The organism is Thiocystis violascens DSM 198 (assembly GCF_000227745.2).
Taxonomy (GTDB): domain Bacteria; phylum Pseudomonadota; class Gammaproteobacteria; order Chromatiales; family Chromatiaceae; genus Chromatium; species Chromatium violascens.
This window is the reverse complement of sequence record NC_018012.1, coordinates 1322193-1338414: the sequence shown is the minus strand read 5'-3', so window position 1 is coordinate 1338414 and position 16222 is coordinate 1322193. Positions and strand designations below refer to the sequence as shown.

The 16222-nt window shown below is 58.9% G+C and carries 17 protein-coding genes; 6 read left to right on the top strand and 11 right to left on the bottom strand.

What is annotated here, in order from left to right; genetic code table 11:
* Positions 1 to 97 precede the first annotated feature (97 nt).
* The 11 genes from THIVI_RS24465 to mfd form a co-directional block, all read right to left on the bottom strand.
* Positions 98 to 403 carry a hypothetical protein gene (locus THIVI_RS24465; protein ID WP_157174370.1) on the bottom strand — a complete coding sequence of 102 codons (306 nt, stop codon included), beginning with the start codon at positions 401 to 403 and terminating at the stop codon, positions 98 to 100.
* A gap of 73 nt (positions 404 to 476) precedes the next feature.
* Complete coding sequence (locus THIVI_RS24460) at positions 477 to 740, bottom strand: hypothetical protein (protein ID WP_157174369.1); 264 nt, start codon at positions 738 to 740, stop codon at positions 477 to 479.
* A 121-nt stretch (positions 741 to 861) separates the two neighbouring features.
* On the bottom strand, positions 862 to 1641 hold the full coding sequence (locus tag THIVI_RS22555) for a hypothetical protein (RefSeq protein ID WP_014777741.1): 780 nt from the start codon (positions 1639 to 1641) through the stop codon (positions 862 to 864).
* Positions 1642 to 1792: 151 nt separating this feature from the next.
* Positions 1793 to 2326, bottom strand: coding sequence for a hypothetical protein (locus THIVI_RS06005; protein ID WP_014777740.1), 534 nt, complete (start codon positions 2324 to 2326; stop codon positions 1793 to 1795).
* 335 nt (positions 2327 to 2661) lie between these two features.
* Entirely contained in the window at positions 2662 to 2934 is a 273-nt protein-coding gene (locus THIVI_RS06000) for a BrnT family toxin (RefSeq protein WP_014777739.1), read from the bottom strand.
* Positions 2935 to 3038: 104 nt separating this feature from the next.
* On the bottom strand, positions 3039 to 3764 hold the full coding sequence (locus tag THIVI_RS23400; protein WP_014777738.1) for a trypsin-like peptidase domain-containing protein: 726 nt from the start codon (positions 3762 to 3764) through the stop codon (positions 3039 to 3041).
* A 102-nt stretch (positions 3765 to 3866) separates the two neighbouring features.
* On the bottom strand, positions 3867 to 4055 hold the full coding sequence (locus tag THIVI_RS05995; protein ID WP_014777737.1) for a hypothetical protein: 189 nt from the start codon (positions 4053 to 4055) through the stop codon (positions 3867 to 3869).
* Positions 4055 to 4300, bottom strand: a complete 246-nt coding sequence (locus THIVI_RS05990; protein ID WP_014777736.1) for a hypothetical protein — start codon at positions 4298 to 4300, stop codon at positions 4055 to 4057. The genes THIVI_RS05995 and THIVI_RS05990 overlap by 1 nt, the downstream gene beginning before the upstream one ends.
* 72 nt (positions 4301 to 4372) lie before the next feature.
* On the bottom strand, positions 4373 to 4516 hold the full coding sequence (locus THIVI_RS24455; protein ID WP_014777735.1) for a hypothetical protein: 144 nt from the start codon (positions 4514 to 4516) through the stop codon (positions 4373 to 4375).
* On the bottom strand, positions 4513 to 4725 hold the full coding sequence (locus tag THIVI_RS05985; RefSeq protein WP_014777734.1) for a UPF0175 family protein: 213 nt from the start codon (positions 4723 to 4725) through the stop codon (positions 4513 to 4515). Before THIVI_RS05985 ends, THIVI_RS24455 begins: the two co-directional genes overlap by 4 nt.
* A gap of 331 nt (positions 4726 to 5056) precedes the next feature.
* Entirely contained in the window at positions 5057 to 8551 is a 3495-nt protein-coding gene (gene mfd / locus THIVI_RS05980; RefSeq protein WP_014777733.1) for a transcription-repair coupling factor, read from the bottom strand.
* Between the two features lie 631 nt (positions 8552 to 9182).
* On the opposite strand from mfd, the gene THIVI_RS05975 reads away from it, so the two are divergent.
* From THIVI_RS05975 to cheD, 6 genes are all read left to right on the top strand, one after another.
* The gene (locus THIVI_RS05975) at positions 9183 to 9548 is read left to right on the top strand and encodes a response regulator (RefSeq protein WP_014777732.1); all 366 of its coding nucleotides are present in this window, start codon (positions 9183 to 9185) and stop codon (positions 9546 to 9548) included.
* A gap of 34 nt (positions 9549 to 9582) precedes the next feature.
* Positions 9583 to 11862 (top strand): chemotaxis protein CheW, encoded by a 2280-nt coding sequence (locus THIVI_RS05970; RefSeq protein ID WP_014777731.1) that lies wholly within the window; start codon positions 9583 to 9585, stop codon positions 11860 to 11862.
* Between the two features lie 28 nt (positions 11863 to 11890).
* The gene (locus THIVI_RS05965; RefSeq protein ID WP_014777730.1) at positions 11891 to 12394 is read left to right on the top strand and encodes a chemotaxis protein CheW; all 504 of its coding nucleotides are present in this window, start codon (positions 11891 to 11893) and stop codon (positions 12392 to 12394) included.
* A gap of 91 nt (positions 12395 to 12485) precedes the next feature.
* The gene (locus tag THIVI_RS26020; RefSeq protein WP_014777729.1) at positions 12486 to 14720 is read left to right on the top strand and encodes a methyl-accepting chemotaxis protein; all 2235 of its coding nucleotides are present in this window, start codon (positions 12486 to 12488) and stop codon (positions 14718 to 14720) included.
* Positions 14698 to 15552: a CheR family methyltransferase gene (locus THIVI_RS05955; RefSeq protein WP_014777728.1), complete on the top strand. Its 855-nt coding sequence runs from the start codon at positions 14698 to 14700 to the stop codon at positions 15550 to 15552. The genes THIVI_RS26020 and THIVI_RS05955 overlap by 23 nt, the downstream gene beginning before the upstream one ends.
* Position 15553: 1 nt before the next feature.
* Positions 15554 to 16165 (top strand): chemoreceptor glutamine deamidase CheD, encoded by a 612-nt coding sequence (gene cheD, locus THIVI_RS05950; RefSeq protein ID WP_014777727.1) that lies wholly within the window; start codon positions 15554 to 15556, stop codon positions 16163 to 16165.
* The last annotated feature ends 57 nt before the right edge of the window (positions 16166 to 16222 follow it).

Genomic DNA, 16222 nt, shown 5'->3' with positions numbered 1-16222 from the left:
TTCTGATGGCGTTTCCTACAATAGTGTCTACCTGAGGGCGTGACAATCGTGTTTGCCTGTATTTAAACTCTAACGCGATTCTCTTCATGGCATTTCACTAGTAGTCATTATTTAGCAAAATATTACGCACACGACCGTAAACGATCGAAGCGCCATGTTCAGTAGGCGCTGAAATTGTAAAAATAACATCAATGCCACCATCAGCCCCCCGCCGCAATGGCAGTGTTATTGGTCTTCCATAGACATCGGTTATCTCGACTGTGGAAAACCCTGCGAATCGGTTAAGCAATCTTTTAACTTGATCCTCTTGTACTCTATATCCCATTTCTGAGCGAGACATCTCGATCTCTTCTCGAAAAAATCCTTGCAGAGACTTAATCACTATCTTTGCTAGTTTCAGCATTTCGAATTACCTTTATTGGTTCTAATTTGACAAAATAGGCTTAATCTGTGTTGGCCGTCCTACCGCGATGGCATCATTTTGGTGGGCCGCATCGTACTTCTTCAAATCTTACTTCCAATTTGGAGAAAAAGGCGCCTTTTTCTTTTATGTTATTTTTAATTTCATTTGAGAACTCATCACTCTTCTGTGACAAATCTTCTTCACGGATCAATGTGAGATCGCCAACAGCCTTAATTGCCCCCTTTGCGTCATCAGGCAATTCTGATATGTCAGCATCAGCAGCAAGATATAGCAGGTATTTTGGCTGTGATGCTCCTCTGTATAACTTTACTTTCATTGTTTTTCCTTGTTTGTGCCTAACGACAAGCTAAGGAGCGCAGTACCGCGCCTTGCGAAAAGCTCTAATACGGCTCATAGCTCGATGCGCGGTACTGCGTCGCCTTGAGCTTTTTGTTATGTCAATATTGCTCCGCGATCACATCCCTGTATACCGAGCGCCAATTTCCCTTGACTCCAATAGATTGCATCCCGAAACCATTCGTTTGCCAGTCATTCAATGGCCAAGGATATCTCGATCGATAGAATTCCAAATAAGCTTGGTACTTTTGCCTCACGTTTGGAAGCGCGTGTTCCCTAGCGTTTTTCGTCAAAATCTTAAAAAGATACATCTCTTGCGCTATCAGATGCGTGGATAGCTCCTGATCTAGAACGGACAACGACAAATTGGGCCAACCTTTGTAGTTTTCAGAAAAGCGGTAGTAATTTTGCTGGAAATATACAAACCAAAGAGCTTCAGTATAGCGCGACATCGGGAATATATTTTGATGCTGGGACGCTGCTTCCGTAATAAATGTTCCTATACATGGAACCTCCTTTTCTAGCTGATAACACCTAATCAGGGATGTTCCATAAAACTTTTCGCAATTTCTCAGCCGTGAATGCTCGAAATCGCCATAGTCAATCACAGCCCGAAAGAAAAGACCACGCCTCGAAATTCGGTAGAACAGGTCTTGCGAGAACTCAATAGCATACATGGACATATATTCATGACAGCTTTCATCAGAACAACACAAATCAGAATAGATTAGCACTGTATCCGAAAACACAATTGTCTTAAATGCATGATGTCGATGAGCATTTAGGTCGTCTATGACGCTATAGAGCCATTCCACTGTGGAGGCATCGCGTTGTACAAGTTCAGAAAACCCTAGAATGTCGATATAAACCAAATAGCGCATTGCTCTTACCGCTGGTCGTAATTCAAAGTGCGCGTTTAAGACATAACGTCAAGCGTAAGCCGACCCATACTGCGCCGCGATGGGGTCGAATGAAAGCGCAAAGCTGCGGGCGCAGTATGGGGTCGGCTTGAGGCGCGTGTTAGGCATCGTGCTAATTGATGTAAATTTTCTTAATCTCATAAATAAATTCTGGCTTGTTGGCGTATCTCAGAGCTTGGTCCCATAGTGGGTTTGTGCGGTCGTTAAGATTATTCGCAAGCACCTTTATTTCCGGTGGCGCGTCCTTCCGGAAAAAGTCTTTGTTGCCTCTATTCTTATCGTAACTTGTACCTGTTATCTTGAATTTCCGCGACGCCTCGTTCTTTGATTTTTGCTGTTCAATGTCCTTGTGCGCGGTTTCCCATGTTAAGGCTCGCACCATTAAGTAATACCCGTGCTCGTCAAATTTTCCATCAATGGTGTATGCGGATTTTGAAGGATAACGTGGTTGAATTTTTCGTTTATATAGGCCGCCAATCACGAATCGGAAATGTAAATTATCCGACGACATCTCATATCGTCGACAGTCGACAATATCCACCCAATGCCCTTTTGCTTGAGCGAGATGCTTTTTCACAAAGAGAACTGCAAATGCCTCTTCGGTACTGGCGTATTGGAGATATTTTTTAAGTAGCTGGTCGTCCATAAATCAAGCTTTTCCGGGACTCCGTACATGGTGCCTAACGTCTTGGCTAGCCAGCCCAAAACCGCGCCGAAACGCCGCTGCGCGATTACTCAGAGCTTGGCGCGCGGTTTTGGGTCGGCGCTGAGCCATTTGTTAGGCCAGTTGATGCCCTCGCTATCCTGATGAGAGATAGCAGAGCGTCATTGACGGCCTCCTCAGAAGGAAATGCCTCCGCGACTTCTGGTCTTAACAAGACAAGATTGTGAGACTCGATGTAGGACCGATAATATTTGCCCCGCACACCGACTCCCAAATCCTCTCGCTTGTACTCCGCGCGCATCTCATCGTCTTTGGGTTTAGCCTTCTTCATAGATTCTTCTCTCACGCTTGTTCATCTCGCGAGCGCTGATGATTCTGGTGATGCCCGCCTCTTCCGTGTGGCATACGATCAAGAATTTGGAGGTTCTGGTGACGCCAAAGGTAAGGAGGCGTCTCTCACCTACCGAGTGGTCTGGATCATCAAATGTGAGCGCCATGGGATCGCCGAACACCGTTCCCGCTTCCTGAAAAGAGACGCCGTGCTTGCGCAAATTGGCTGCGGCTTTCTTTATGTCCCAATCAAGTTTCACTTCGACGGATTCCGAGCAACCTCTTCTCGCCTAACGTCCAAGCTCAGCCGCCACGGTGAAGCGCAGCAGAGCGGAGCGTAACTGGGGTCGGCTGAAGCGCCGAGTTAGCCTGCGCGTGTGGGCGTCGACGGTATTTCACTTTCAACGGCCTGCGCAACAGGTGGTTCAGGAATGGACTGCGCAGAACGCGCTTCATCAAGAGATGCGAAATTTGTCGCTTGCTGATGCAGGTAGGACACATCTCTAGCGATAGCAAGCCCAGGAAGAACCTCGCCGGTGGCACGGTTGGGAACATATGCAGAGACCACACCGACGACCCTTGGTTTATCGATATCGAGCGCGAAAACCACACCTCCACTGACTCCGTTAATAGCTACGCCGTCAATGAGATATGCCTTTTCATCTTGTCGCCATGCACTGATACGTCCGCTGAAAAAGCATAGTGATGGCGTTATTGCCGGAAACCCAAGCCACCCCACCTCGTTACCAACACGAAGGTACTTTTCTTCCGGGACAAACTCGAGATTCCCATCCGGTTGGCTGATAGCGCCGCGCTCAAAGACAATGACTGCCGTATCCAGCAATGCGTTCGAAAAAATGGCTCGTTGCTCTTGACGAATCAGCACAGAGTTCCCTGTTTCTACTTGATCAAGGCGAATTGGTTGTTCCCAGTAGAAGGCATGATCAACAACGTGTGCTGCCGTAGCAACCGCGCAAAGACCAGACTTGCTTTGCCAAGGAAGAAGGAAGCCGGAACCAGTTCCAACCGGAGTAGCAATTCGGACCATTCGTGGTTTTAGCGCATCAACTGCTTCGTACCACTCGAGCATATTGGACTCCTGTGCGGGCTAACCATTGATTGTGCCGTTTGCGAGGACGTCAGGCGTCTGATGTCGTCGCGTCGGCGGTCGATCCGTCGAAGTCACCCCATGTCAAGGTGCGGATACGGTCTCTCCCCGCGGCGGCCAGGCGCGTAACGCACCAATCCGGCTTTCCAGTCGAGCCAACTCGCTGCTGACCACATCCTGTCCGCGCAGAGCGGCTTTCAGCCTTTTCTGTTGTTCGGCATCACCTTCCACCAGGTCGATGATCATGCAGGCGTCTAAATACAGGCGGGCCATCAATGCTCGTCCCAGCCGGCGCGCTCTTCATCGATTCCGCGCATGATCTCGTCGCGACCGATACCGCCGCTCCGGTTGAGCGGAAGGCTGTCAAGAAAATCGTCAAGATTGCCCCGATGACTCGACGATACGTCGGTCTCGAATAACACGATAACCCTCGCCGACCCGGTTGCGGTGTGTTCCGGAAGCCTTAGATGAAGCTCGTGCTCGGCGGAAATCTGGGTAACAAGTTCGATGGCTTGCATCGGAATTCCTCATGATATGAATGCGTATCGTGGATTGGGCTGATGACTGCGATTCATGCGGCTGGAGATTGCCTATTCGGTCAACTTCTCCACAACCTGCCGCACCTCAAGGATGCGCCGCGCTGCGTCCAGCATTTCCCGAAAGAACTTAAGTTTATCCACGCCGTCGAGCTTGATCTGGTGGGCAATCCGACGTCCGCGCGGTTCGTCGATCAATCATCCCAGGAAAACTCAGACGCCATCTCGTCGGTTGAGAGTGTGACGACTGGCGTTCCCGCGCGACTGGCGGCCAACAGGAATTCGACTCGCCCCATGCCACAGAGGCGTCCGGCCTTGCCGGAGGACACCCGCCCCAACTCGAACAGCTTCAAGGCCAGCAGAAAACGGGCCTCGGCGGCAAATCGTTCGGGGGGATCGGTGGGCATCGGCCAGGTATCGGTTGGAATTTCAAGTTAAGAGTGTCGGCATGAGATGGCCTTGGGCGAGCGTGGCGATGGGTCGATTGTAGTCTGGGCCAGCGCCACGCTCCCAGGTTTACCCCCACGGCCATTCAGTTAAGCCGTTCATGGTTCGAGGGCCTCACCACGAACGGCTTAACTGAATGGCCGTGATGGCTACCCAGAAGCGGTCCATGTAGGCCAGATTTTGCCTCACCACGAACGGCTTAACTGAATGGCCGTGATGGCTACCCAGAAGCGGTCCATGTAGGCCAGATTCTGCCTCACCACGAACGGCTTAACTGAATGGCAGTGATGGCTACCCCGCCAACTGCTCCACCACAGCGCCGACCGCCCGCAACCGCTGTCGCGGTTCGGCCATCTCCCGAAAGAATTTGAGCTTGTCCCCGCCGTCGAGCTTGAATTCCTTCGGCTTGGTCTGAATCAGCCGGATCAGGTTGGCGGGGTCGATGTTGGGCGCCTCATTGAAGAGGATGCGTCCGCTCGCCGGTCCGGCCTCGATCTTGCGGATCCCGAGCGGCTGGATCCTGAGCTTGAGTTCGGTGATTTCCAGCAGATTCTTGGCCGGTTCGGGCAGCAGGCCGAAGCGGTCGATCATCTCGACCTGAAGTTCGCGCAGTTCGTCACTGTTGCGAGCGCTCGCGATGCGTTTGTAGAGCACCAGGCGCGTCTGGACATCGGGCAGATAGTCGCTCGGCAGTAGGGCGGGGAGCCCGAGGTCGATCTCGGCGCCGTGATCGAGCGGACGGTCGAGTTCGGGCGTGCGTCCGGCCTTGAGCGCCGCGACGGCGCGTTCCAGCAGGTCCATGTAGAGCGTGAAACCGATCTCGGTAATCTGTCCCGATTGTTCGTCGCCCAGCAGTTCGCCCGCGCCGCGAATCTCCAGATCATGGGTCGCGAGCGTGAAGCCGGCGCCCAGGTCTTCCATCGATTCGATCGCCTCCAGGCGCTTCTTGGCGTCCGCCGTCATGGCCTTGGCGGGCGGGGTGATGAGATAGGCATAGGCGCGGTGATGCGAGCGCCCGACCCGTCCGCGCAACTGGTGCAGTTGGGCCAGCCCCAGCTTGTCGGCGCGGTTGATGACGATGGTGTTGGCGCTCGGCACGTCGATGCCGCTTTCGATGATGGTGGTGCAGACCAGCAGGTTGAAGCGCTGATGGTAGAAGTCGCGCATGACCCGCTCCAGATCGCGTTCGCGCAACTGGCCGTGGGCGACCTGGATGCGCGCCTCCGGGATCAGCGCCTCCAGCTTCTGGGCCTGATTCTCGATGGTCTCGACCTCGTTATGGAGGAAATAGACCTGCCCGCCGCGTTTCAGCTCGCGCAGCACCGCCTCCTGAATCAGCCCGTCGTTCCAGGGGCTGACGAAGGTCTTGATCGGGTGGCGCTCGACCGGCGGGGTGGCGATGATCGAGAGATCGCGCATCCCGGACATGGCCATGTTCAGCGTGCGCGGGATCGGGGTGGCGGTGAGCGTGAGGATGTCCACCTCGCTGCGCAGATTTTTCAACTGCTCCTTGTGCCGCACCCCGAAACGGTGTTCCTCGTCGATGATGGCGAGCCCCAGATTCTTGAACTTGATGCTCGGCTGCAACAGCTTGTGGGTGCCGACCACGATGTCGAGCGTGCCGTCCTCCAATCCTTCCAGGATCTTTTTCTGTTCCTTGGCGGTACGAAAGCGCGAGAGACTCTCGACCTTGACCGGCCAGTCGGCGAAGCGGTCGGAAAAGTTCTCGAAATGCTGTTGGGCGAGCAGGGTGGTGGGCACCAGCACCACCACCTGACGCCCGCCATTGACCGCCATGAAGGCGGCGCGCATGGCAACCTCGGTCTTGCCGAAACCGACATCGCCGCAGACCACCCGGTCCATCGGTTTGGGATCGGCCATGTCGGCGATGACCGCCTCGATGGCGCGCATCTGGTCCGGCGTCTCCTCGAAGGCGAAGGCGGCGGCGAAGGCCGCGTACTCGTCGCCGCCATCCGGGAAGGCGACGCCCTGGCGCGCGGCGCGGCGGGCATAGATGTCGAGCAATTCGGCGGCCACGTCGTGCGCCTTTTGCGCCGCCTTGCGCTTGATCCGATCCCATTGATCGCCGCCGAGGCGATGCAGCGGGGCGTGCTCGGGCGAGGCGCCGGTATAGCGCGAGATCAGGTGCAGCGAGCTGACCGGGACATAGAGCTTGTCGCCGTTGGCGTATTCCAGCGCCAGGAACTCGGTGGTCAGGCCGCCGACCTCCAGCGTTTGCAGGCCCAGATAGCGCCCGACGCCATGCTGCTCGTGGACCACCGGCGCACCCTCGGTCAGCTCGGTGAGGTTGCGCACGATGGCGTCGCTGTCGCGCTCTCGCTCGCGGCGGCGTCGCTCCTGGCGCACCCGTTCGCCATAGAGCTGGGTTTCGGTGATCAGGGCAAACCCTGGTGCGCCGTCGTTCGATTCCAGCCGCAGCCCCTGTTCCAGCGGCGCGACTGTCAATCCAATTCCTGGCTCGCCCGCGATGAATGCCTGCCATCCAGCAACCGGTTTGGCGCGGATGTCGAAACCGTGCAGGTGCTCGGCCAGCAGCTCGCGTCGCCCGGCGCTTTCGGCGACGAACAGCACGCGCTGATCGGGCGTGGCGAGAAAGTCCCTGAGCGCCTGCGCCGGCTGGGTCGCGCGGGCCTGGATGGCGAGCGGGGGCAGGGTGGCGGTGGCGAAGTTGCAGGCGGCGGCGTATCCCTTGCGCCGGTCGGGGAGTTCCGGCGACTGATAAAGCACGCCGGACAATCGGTTGAGCGCGCCCGCGAGTTCGTCGGGCATCAGATAGAGCCGGTTGGGCGGCAGCAGGGGACGTTCGCGGTCGTGGCGGCGCTGCTCGTAGCGCTGACCGACCGCCGCGAAGAAACTCGCCGCCGTCTCGCGGCAGCTCTCCGGTTCCAGGGCCAGCACCCGTTCGGGCAGATAGTCGAACAGGGTCGCGGTCCGCTCGAAAAAGAGCGGCAGATAGGATTCCAGCCCGCCGGGGGTGCGCCCCTCCGAGACCTCGCGATAGATCAGGCTGTTCTGCGGATCGCCCTCGATGCTGGCGCGATAGCGTTGACGGAAACCGGCGATGGCCTCTTCCGTGAACGGAAACTCACGGGCTGGCAGGAGTCGGATGCGCTCCAGTTTCTCCTTCGAGCGCTGGCTCTCCGGGTCGAAGGTGCGGATGCTCTCCACCTCCGCGTCGAAGAGGTCGATACGCAGCGGCACCTCGCTGCCCATGGGGAAGACATCCAACAGCGCGCCGCGTACCGCGTATTCGCCGTGTCCGATGACCTGGGAGACGCAGGAATAACCGGCCCGTTCCAGGCGTCGGCGCGTGGTGTCCAGATCCAGCCGGTCGCCGACCGCCAGCACCAGCGACTGCCCGTCCACATAGTCGCGCGGCGGCAGACGCTGCATCAGGGTACCCACCGGCACCACCAGCACCCCCGCGCGCAGATCGGGCAGGCGATGCAGGGTCAGCAGGCGCTCGGAGACCAACTCGGGCAGGGGCGAGAAGACATCGTAGGGCAGGGTCTCCCAATCCGGAAAACCGAGCACCGGGCGGTCGCTTCCGGCGAGGAAGAAGCCGAGTTCCGCGCGCAGGCGGGCGGCGGCCTGGACATCCTCGGTTAGCGCCAGGATCAACCCGGCGAACTGGCGCGCGGCATTGGCGATCGCCAGTGCCGCGCCGGCGCCATAAAGCCGACCCCAGAGCAGACGCTCGCCGGGACGTCCCGGCAGCGGCGGGGCGAGCGGGGAAAAGCGGGGGGACGGAGCCTCCTGGGACATGAACGGCTAACCTCGGAATCGACGGCTGGGTGGCGATTTTCGCATAGATGGGGGGTGATCGCCGCCTTGGGGTTTGGGGGGCCAGCAATATTCAGTTTGACCTGACGAAGCGAAAAACTCAGACGAATCAGGCGAACAGTGAAGGGTTTCCCGTTCGTCCTGAGTCCTGAGTCCTGAGTCCTGAGCTTGTCGAAGGGTCGCAGGGTCGCAGGGTCGAAGGGTCGAATGATGAACGGGAAACACGAAGCCTCTGAGCGTGAAGCCGTTCATGGTTCGAGAACCTCACCACGAACGGCTTCAGGCTAAGTTTTTCCCGAAAATTGCCTTCGCCAGATCACTGCGCGGTGAGAAACCCATCATAAAAATCTGCGCCACGGTCCCGAGGCATTGCGCCCGTTTTGGATTGGTTCTATAACGCCGCAGTGTCGGCCCTGCCGAATCCCAGGCGTCGGTTGGCCGTTGCGCGGCCGATGAGCACGACGAGGATCCGTCGCCGATCACTGGCCGTTCGACACGAAAGCAGGTTAGAGTGTGCGTCGGCCCGCCTCCGTGGCAGGGATCAGGCGCGAGGTACGTCGCAGGGCGGCGGAACCTCTGGATCAGAACCAAAGCGATTCCCAGAGTGCATGCAATGGCGAAGACAATCCTCACGGTGGATGACTCCGCGTCCATCCGTCAAATGGTGTCCTATACGTTGAAAGACGCCGGTTACACGGTGACCGAGGCGGTCGACGGACAGGATGGCCTCGATAAGGCCCGTGCCGGGCGTTTCGATCTCGTGTTCACCGACCAGAACATGCCCCGCATGGACGGTCTGTCCCTGATCAAACAACTCCGCGGGCTTCCTCAATATCAGTCAGTGCCGATCCTGATGCTGACCACCGAATCGAGCGACGCGATGAAGAGCCAGGGGCGCGCCGCGGGCGCGACAGGCTGGCTGGTCAAACCCTTCGATCCTCAAAAATTGCTGGACGTTGTCCGTAAAGTGATCGGTTGAGCACGCGGTTCGGACGCCAGCGAGGGGAACGGGCATGACCATCGATATGAGTCGCTTCTATCAGGTGTTCTTCGACGAGGCCGGGGAACATCTGGCCGCGATGGAGTCCCTGCTGCTGGAGTTGGATGTGGACGCGCCCGATCTGGAGACGCTCAATGCCATCTTCAGGGCCGCGCATTCCATCAAGGGTGGCGCCGGTACTTTCGGCTTTCTGGATATGGCCCAGTTGACGCATGTCCTGGAGACGCTGCTGGACCGTCTGCGCAAACAGGAAACGCGCCCCACCGTCGAGATGATCGATGCCTTCCTCGGCGCTGGCGATGTGCTGAAGGCGCAATTGGCCGCGCATCAGGAGGGCGCGGAATACGAGGATCCGCGCATCGCCGAGGTGTCCGACCGTCTGGAACGCTTATCCGAGATTGCCGCGCCCCCCCCCGCCTGCCCCGCGATGCGACCGCCCTCGCCATCCCTGCCGGGGGCCGACGCGTCGGCGTCGAGTTGGCTGATCGAATTTCGGTCGGACGCCATCGACTTCCAGTCCGGCGCCAACCTGCGTGCGCTGAGGGATGTCCTGGCTGAAATGGGCACGCTCGAATGGCTGACCGGGGAAGACGCCGAGGTGTGCGTCTGGCGCCTGAGGACAGCATTTGGCCGGGAGTCCATCGTCGAAACCTTTGCCTTCGTGTGCGATCCGGAGTGCATTTCCATCCAGGCGGACGCGGCGGGTTCGCCGCCGTCGCTCGTCGACACCGACGCCGACGACGATGCGGGGTTCGGATTCTTCGCTGGCGCGCCAGGGAGCGAGCGGTTCGACGAGCGCGTGCTGGATCAGATGGACGCCGCCGATTCGCATGATCCTGGATTTGGTTTTTTCCCCGGGGCGCCGGGGAGCGAACGGACGCTGGATCAGGAACTCGACGGCTTCGGACTGTTCGGCGGGAGTCCTGGCATGGAACAGGTGGCGGCGGTCGCGCATCAGGCGCGTGACGAGCGGGAACAGGGCTACGGGTTTTTCGATCTGGCGCCCGGCGCGCCCGAGGCTGAAGCCGGGGACGCCGTGCTTTCCGGCCGGACGGCCGGCGGGCGAGCCGCGCCGGTCGCCGGGACGCCAACCGCGGTCGCGCCGACCCGCCGGCCGGCGGCGGCCGATACCTCGATCCGGGTCGGCGTGGAGAAGGTGGACCAGTTGATCAATCTGGTCGGCGAACTGGTGATTACCCATGCCATGCTCGCGGAGTCGGCCTCCGATCTGGATCCGGTCATCCATGAGCGAATTTTTGGCGGTCTGTCGAATCTGGAGCGTAATTCGCGCGATTTGCAGCAGGCGGTGATGTCGATCCGCATGCTGCCGATCAGCTTCGTCTTCAACCGTTTTCCTCGACTGGTGCGCGATACCGCCGCCAGCCTGGGCAAGAAGGTGACGTTGACGCTGATCGGCGAGGAGACCGAACTCGATAAAGGACTCATCGAGCGTCTGGCCGATCCGCTCAATCATCTGGTGCGCAACAGTATCGACCACGGCATCGAGCAGCCCGAGCGCCGCCGCGAGGCGGGCAAGTCGGAGACCGGCGAGATCACCCTGCGCGCCAGTCATCGGGGCGGGAGTATCCTGGTCGAGGTGCGTGACGATGGCGCCGGCCTCGATCGCGACAGGCTGCTGGCCAAGGCCGTTCAGCAGGGGATCCCGATGCCCGAGAACCCATCGGACAAGGAAGTCTGGCAGTTGATCTTCCACGCCGGTTTCTCGACCGCCGAACGGGTGACCGATATCTCGGGGCGCGGTGTTGGGATGGATGTGGTGCGGCGCAATATCGAGGCGATGAACGGCCGCGTCGAGATCGACTCGCTGCCGGGCCGCGGCACGCATATCACCATCCGGCTGCCGCTGACGCTCGCGATCCTCGACGGACTCTCGGTGCGGATGGGGAGCGAACTCTTCATCTTGCCGCTGACCGCCATCCAGGAGTCGCTCCAGCCCACCCGGGATCAGTTCAAGACGGTGGCGGGCAAGGGGCGGGTGGCGCACGTCAATGGCGATTATCTGCCGCTGGTGGTGTTGCGCGAGGTGTTTCGTCTCGACGGGCAACCGCTGCGCCACGAGGATGGCATCCTGGTCATCGTCGATACCAGCGAAGGACGCGCCGCGCTGCTGGTGGACGAACTGGTGGCCCAGCATCAGGTCGTCATCAAGAGTCTGGAAACCAATTACCGCAAGGTCGACGGCGTGTCCGGCGCCACCATCATGGGCGACGGACGGGTCGCCCTGATTCTCGACGTGGACGCGCTGGTGCGTCTGAACCGCAAGAATGCCTGAATCCGTGCGAGCGAAGGGGTGTGCCAACATGAACGACGAACGCAAGGACGGAGCCATGATCAACCCGGAAGGTGCGAGGGAGTATCTGACGTTCACCCTCGGGGACGAGGAATATGGGATCGATATTCTCAAGGTGCAGGAGATCCGGGGGTTTGACGCCGTGACCCGGATCGCCAACGCGCCCGCCTTCATCAAGGGCGTGATCAACATGCGCGGCGTGATCGTGCCGATTCTCGACATGCGGCTCAAGTTCAATCTGGGGCAGGTCGACTACAACGAGTTCACCGTCGTGATCATCCTCAATGTGGCTGGGCGCGTGGTGGGGATCGTGGTGGATGGAGTCTCCGATGTCATCGCGCTCAAGCGCGAGCAGATCCGTCCGGCCCCGGAATTCGGCGCGCTGATGGATACCGCCTATATCGACGGCCTGACCACCCTGGACGATCGCATGGTCATCATGGTGGACATCGAAAAGCTCATCAACAGTGGCGAGATGGGGTTGGTCGATCAGGTCGGAAGCGACATGGCGTAACGTGATCCGGATGTTTCATCTGGCGCATGGGCGTCGACCGATCCACCGATGTCGGTGACGATGCCGGGGTTGAATTCATGAGAGCGGAAACATGGCCAAGATGACCGTCGCGGCACGATTAGGAATGGGGTTTGGCGCCGTGCTGGCGCTGTTGGGCGTGGTGGCCTTGATCGGATTGTTCAGCATTCACACGCTGAATAAGGATGTGGGCCGGCTTCACACGGATCTGTTTCCAAAAACGATCTGGGCCAACAACATCGTCGACACTGTCAACGAGGGTGCGCAGGCGTTGCGCAATGCATTGATCCTCAAGGATCCGCGCGCCATCGCTCGCGAACTTGAACGGATCGGTGAAATGCGCAAGTTCATTGACGAAAACGCGGAGGCACTCAAGCGGACCATTGTCTCCCCCGAGGGAATCAAACAACTAGCGGCGTTGACGGATGCCCGCAGCTCATTCATTGGTTCTCAGGATCGACTCATCGCGCTGCTTCGCGCGGGCAGTAGGGATGAGGCTGGCGACCTGCTCTTCGGTGAATTCCGCGCCTTGCAGCAGACCTATTTCAACGCCGTGACAAGTCTCATCAAGTACCAAACCGACCTCATGGACAAGACCGGCGATGAGGCCGAGTTGAATGCCGACTTCGCCACCCTAGTCATGCTGATTTTGTCCGCGCTGGCGCTCCTGCTCGGCATCGGCACCGGTATCTGGATCACCCGCGCGCTGACCAAACAACTCGGGGGAGAACCCGACTATGCCGCCGCCATGGTCCAGGCGGTGTCCGCCGGCGATCTGTCGCACACCATTGCCATCCAGCCCGGCGACACTGCCAGTCTGCTGGCCTCGCTCAAGCAGATGCAGGAAGGACTCAGGCGGCTGGTCGGGGAGATTGCGGCGATCGTCCAGGCCGCCACGCGGGGCGATTTCAGCCAGCGCCTGGAACTCGGCGATAAACAGGGATTCGGCAGGGAGATCGGCGAAGGGCTCAACCAACTGGCCGCAACGACCGAAATCGGTCTCAAGGATGTCACGCGGGTCGCCAATGCACTGGCCATCGGCGATTTGTCGCAGACCATCGACCGCGATTATCCAGGGCTCTTCGGCGAAACGAAAAACGGCGTCAATGGTACCGTGACCGCCTTGGCCGACGTGGTGAACGAGATCCGTCGGATCGTCGATGCCGCGGTTCAGGGCGATTTCAGCGCCAGGCTGGATCTGACGGGCAAACAGGGCTTTGCCAGCGAGATTGCCCAGTTGCTCAATCAGTTGTCCGACACCACTGAAGTGGGCTTAAAGGATGTGATGCGCGTGGCCAGTGCACTGTCCGAGGGCGATCTGACCCAGACGATCACCCAGGATTATCCGGGGCTCTTCGGCGAGACGACGACGGGCGTCAATACCACGGTCGCCAACCTCAAGGAACTGGTGTTGCGCATCAGGGAAGCGGTCGAGACCATCGGGACCGCGGCCAACGAGATTGCGACCGGCAATCAGGATCTCAGTCAGCGCACCGAGGAGCAGGCCAGTTCGCTCGAAGAAACCGCCAGTTCCATGGAAGAACTGACGAGTACCGTCAAGCAGAACGCGGACAATGCGCGTCAGGCCAATCAGCTTGCCGTTGCCGCCTCCGACGTGGCGGTCAAGGGCGACGACATGGTCGGCGCCTCCGTGGAGACCATGACCGGGATTGCCGAATCCAGCAAGAAGATCGCCGATATCATCAGCGTGATCGATGGGATCGCCTTCCAGACCAATATCCTGGCGCTCAATGCGGCGGTCGAGGCGGCGCGGGCCGGGGAGCAGGGACGGGGGTTTGCCGTGGTGGCCGCGGAGGTGCGCAATCTGGCCCAGCGCTCGGCCAATGCCGCCAAGGAAATCAAGACCATGATTGGCGACAGCGTGTCCAGGGTCGACGCCGGCACGCTTCAGGTCAATGAAACCGGTCAGCGCATGCGGGACATCGTGCAATCCATCAAGCGCGTGACCGATCTCGTCGCCGATATTTCAGCGGCATCGGTGGAACAATCCACGGGCATCGAACAGATCAACCAGGCCATCGTCCAGATGGATGACGTGACCCAGCAGAATGCCGCCTTGGTGGAGCAGGCCGCCGCCGCCGCCGAGGCGATGGCGGATCAGGCCAGTCGGCTTGGCGAGGTCGTCGCTGTCTTCAAGGTCGATCCGGTCGACCGCCGTGCGATGGTCGCGCGTTCGGCGCCAACGGCAACCGCGCGCCGGATGTCCGCCGCGCCTGCTCGCAAGTCAACGCTCGCCTCTTTGCTACCGATCAAGACGACCGACGATGATGAATGGTCAGAATTTTGATCGCGAATTCCAATTCACCGCGCACGACTTCGAGCGGATTCGGAGCCTGATCTACGAACACGCCGGGATTTCGCTCAGTGCCGGCAAGACCGATATGGTGTATAGCCGAATCGCCCGGCGTCTGCGGGCGACGGGTCTGACCTCGTTCGAGGACTATCTCGCGTATCTGAATCGCGAGCCCGATGAGTGGCAGCACTTCACCAATTCATTGACGACGAATCTGACCTCTTTTTTTCGGGAGCCGCATCATTTTCCAGTCCTTGCGGAACAGGTCATCGACGCCAAACGCAAGGGGCGAAGCCCGATTCTGCTCTGGTCCTCGGCCTGCTCGACCGGCGAGGAGCCCTACTCGATGGCCATGACGGTCATCGATGCGTTGGGCACCTGGACGCCGTCGGTCAAAATCCTGGCGACCGATCTGGATACCAATGTCGTGCGGCAGGCCGCCGAGGGCATCTATCCGATGGAGCGGCTGGAAAAGCTGCCCGAACGGGATCTGAAACGTTTTTTTCTGCGCGGCAAGGGCTCTCAGGAGGGGATGGCGCGGATTCGTCCGGAGGTGCGCGCGCTGGTCCGTTTCCATCCGCTCAATCTGTTGAGCGACCAGTGGCCTATCAAGGGGCCATTCGATGCCATCTTTTGCCGCAATGTCTTGATCTATTTCGATAAATCGACGCAACATAACCTTCTTGCGCGATTCCATCCCTTGCTGCTTCAGGATGGTCGGCTGTTTGTGGGTCATTCAGAGAGCCTGACCCAGGTTGCAGACCTCTTCAAATTGCAAGGCAAGACCGTTTACGTGCCCCATGGCCAGCCAATGAGGCATGCCTGAGATGTCGCATCGATGCGAGGAAATGCTGGCCCCCAATCTGTATTTCGATCGCCATTTCGACATGGACGCGGTCAAAATCCTGCCTGGCGAATACTATGTCTCCGTGCGCGAACTGCTGATGGTGACCGTGCTGGGTTCCTGCGTCGCCGCCTGCGTGCGCGATTCGGTCAGCGGGATCGGCGGGATCAACCATTTCATGCTGCCGGACGACCGGCGCGACGATGACAGTCGCTTCGGTCGTTCCATGCGCTATGGCGATTATGCGATGGAGATCCTGGTCAATCAGCTGCTCAAATTGGGTGCCCGGCGCTCCAATCTCGAGGCGAAGGTCTTTGGCGGTGGCAATGTGTTGCCGGGTTTCAAGAATCATGTGGTTGGAGAGCGTAATTCGCGTTTCGTCATCGACTATCTGGCGGTCGAGGGAATTCCTGTCGTGGCCAGGGATCTTCTGGGTAATTATCCGCGAAAAGTGTATTTTTTCCCTAACAGCGGACGGGTGCTGGTGAAAAAGCTGCGCAGCATGCACAACGACACCATCATCGAGCGCGAACTCAGCTATAGCGAAACCCTGCGTCAGTCCAAGGTCGAGGGCGACATTGAGTTATTTTCCTGAGACGGGCGCGCGCAACGCCCGTGCTGACGATGAATCGACTGGTTCGAGAGGAGATGG

Coding starts and splice junctions, on each gene's coding strand:
- THIVI_RS24465 (WP_157174370.1), bottom strand. CDS start 403: ATGCTGAAACTAGCAAAGATAGTGATTAAGTCTCTGCAAGGATTTTTT.
- THIVI_RS24460 (WP_157174369.1), bottom strand. CDS start 740: ATGAAAGTAAAGTTATACAGAGGAGCATCACAGCCAAAATACCTGCTA.
- THIVI_RS22555 (WP_014777741.1), bottom strand. CDS start 1,641: ATGCGCTATTTGGTTTATATCGACATTCTAGGGTTTTCTGAACTTGTA.
- THIVI_RS06005 (WP_014777740.1), bottom strand. CDS start 2,326: ATGGACGACCAGCTACTTAAAAAATATCTCCAATACGCCAGTACCGAA.
- THIVI_RS23400 (WP_014777738.1), bottom strand. CDS start 3,764: ATGCTCGAGTGGTACGAAGCAGTTGATGCGCTAAAACCACGAATGGTC.
- THIVI_RS05995 (WP_014777737.1), bottom strand. CDS start 4,055: ATGGCCCGCCTGTATTTAGACGCCTGCATGATCATCGACCTGGTGGAA.
- THIVI_RS05990 (WP_014777736.1), bottom strand. CDS start 4,300: ATGCAAGCCATCGAACTTGTTACCCAGATTTCCGCCGAGCACGAGCTT.
- THIVI_RS05985 (WP_014777734.1), bottom strand. CDS start 4,725: ATGCCCACCGATCCCCCCGAACGATTTGCCGCCGAGGCCCGTTTTCTG.
- mfd (WP_014777733.1), bottom strand. CDS start 8,551: ATGTCCCAGGAGGCTCCGTCCCCCCGCTTTTCCCCGCTCGCCCCGCCG.
- THIVI_RS05975 (WP_014777732.1), top strand. CDS start 9,183: ATGGCGAAGACAATCCTCACGGTGGATGACTCCGCGTCCATCCGTCAA.
- THIVI_RS05970 (WP_014777731.1), top strand. CDS start 9,583: ATGACCATCGATATGAGTCGCTTCTATCAGGTGTTCTTCGACGAGGCC.
- THIVI_RS05965 (WP_014777730.1), top strand. CDS start 11,891: ATGAACGACGAACGCAAGGACGGAGCCATGATCAACCCGGAAGGTGCG.
- THIVI_RS26020 (WP_014777729.1), top strand. CDS start 12,486: ATGGCCAAGATGACCGTCGCGGCACGATTAGGAATGGGGTTTGGCGCC.
- THIVI_RS05955 (WP_014777728.1), top strand. CDS start 14,698: ATGATGAATGGTCAGAATTTTGATCGCGAATTCCAATTCACCGCGCAC.
- cheD (WP_014777727.1), top strand. CDS start 15,554: ATGTCGCATCGATGCGAGGAAATGCTGGCCCCCAATCTGTATTTCGAT.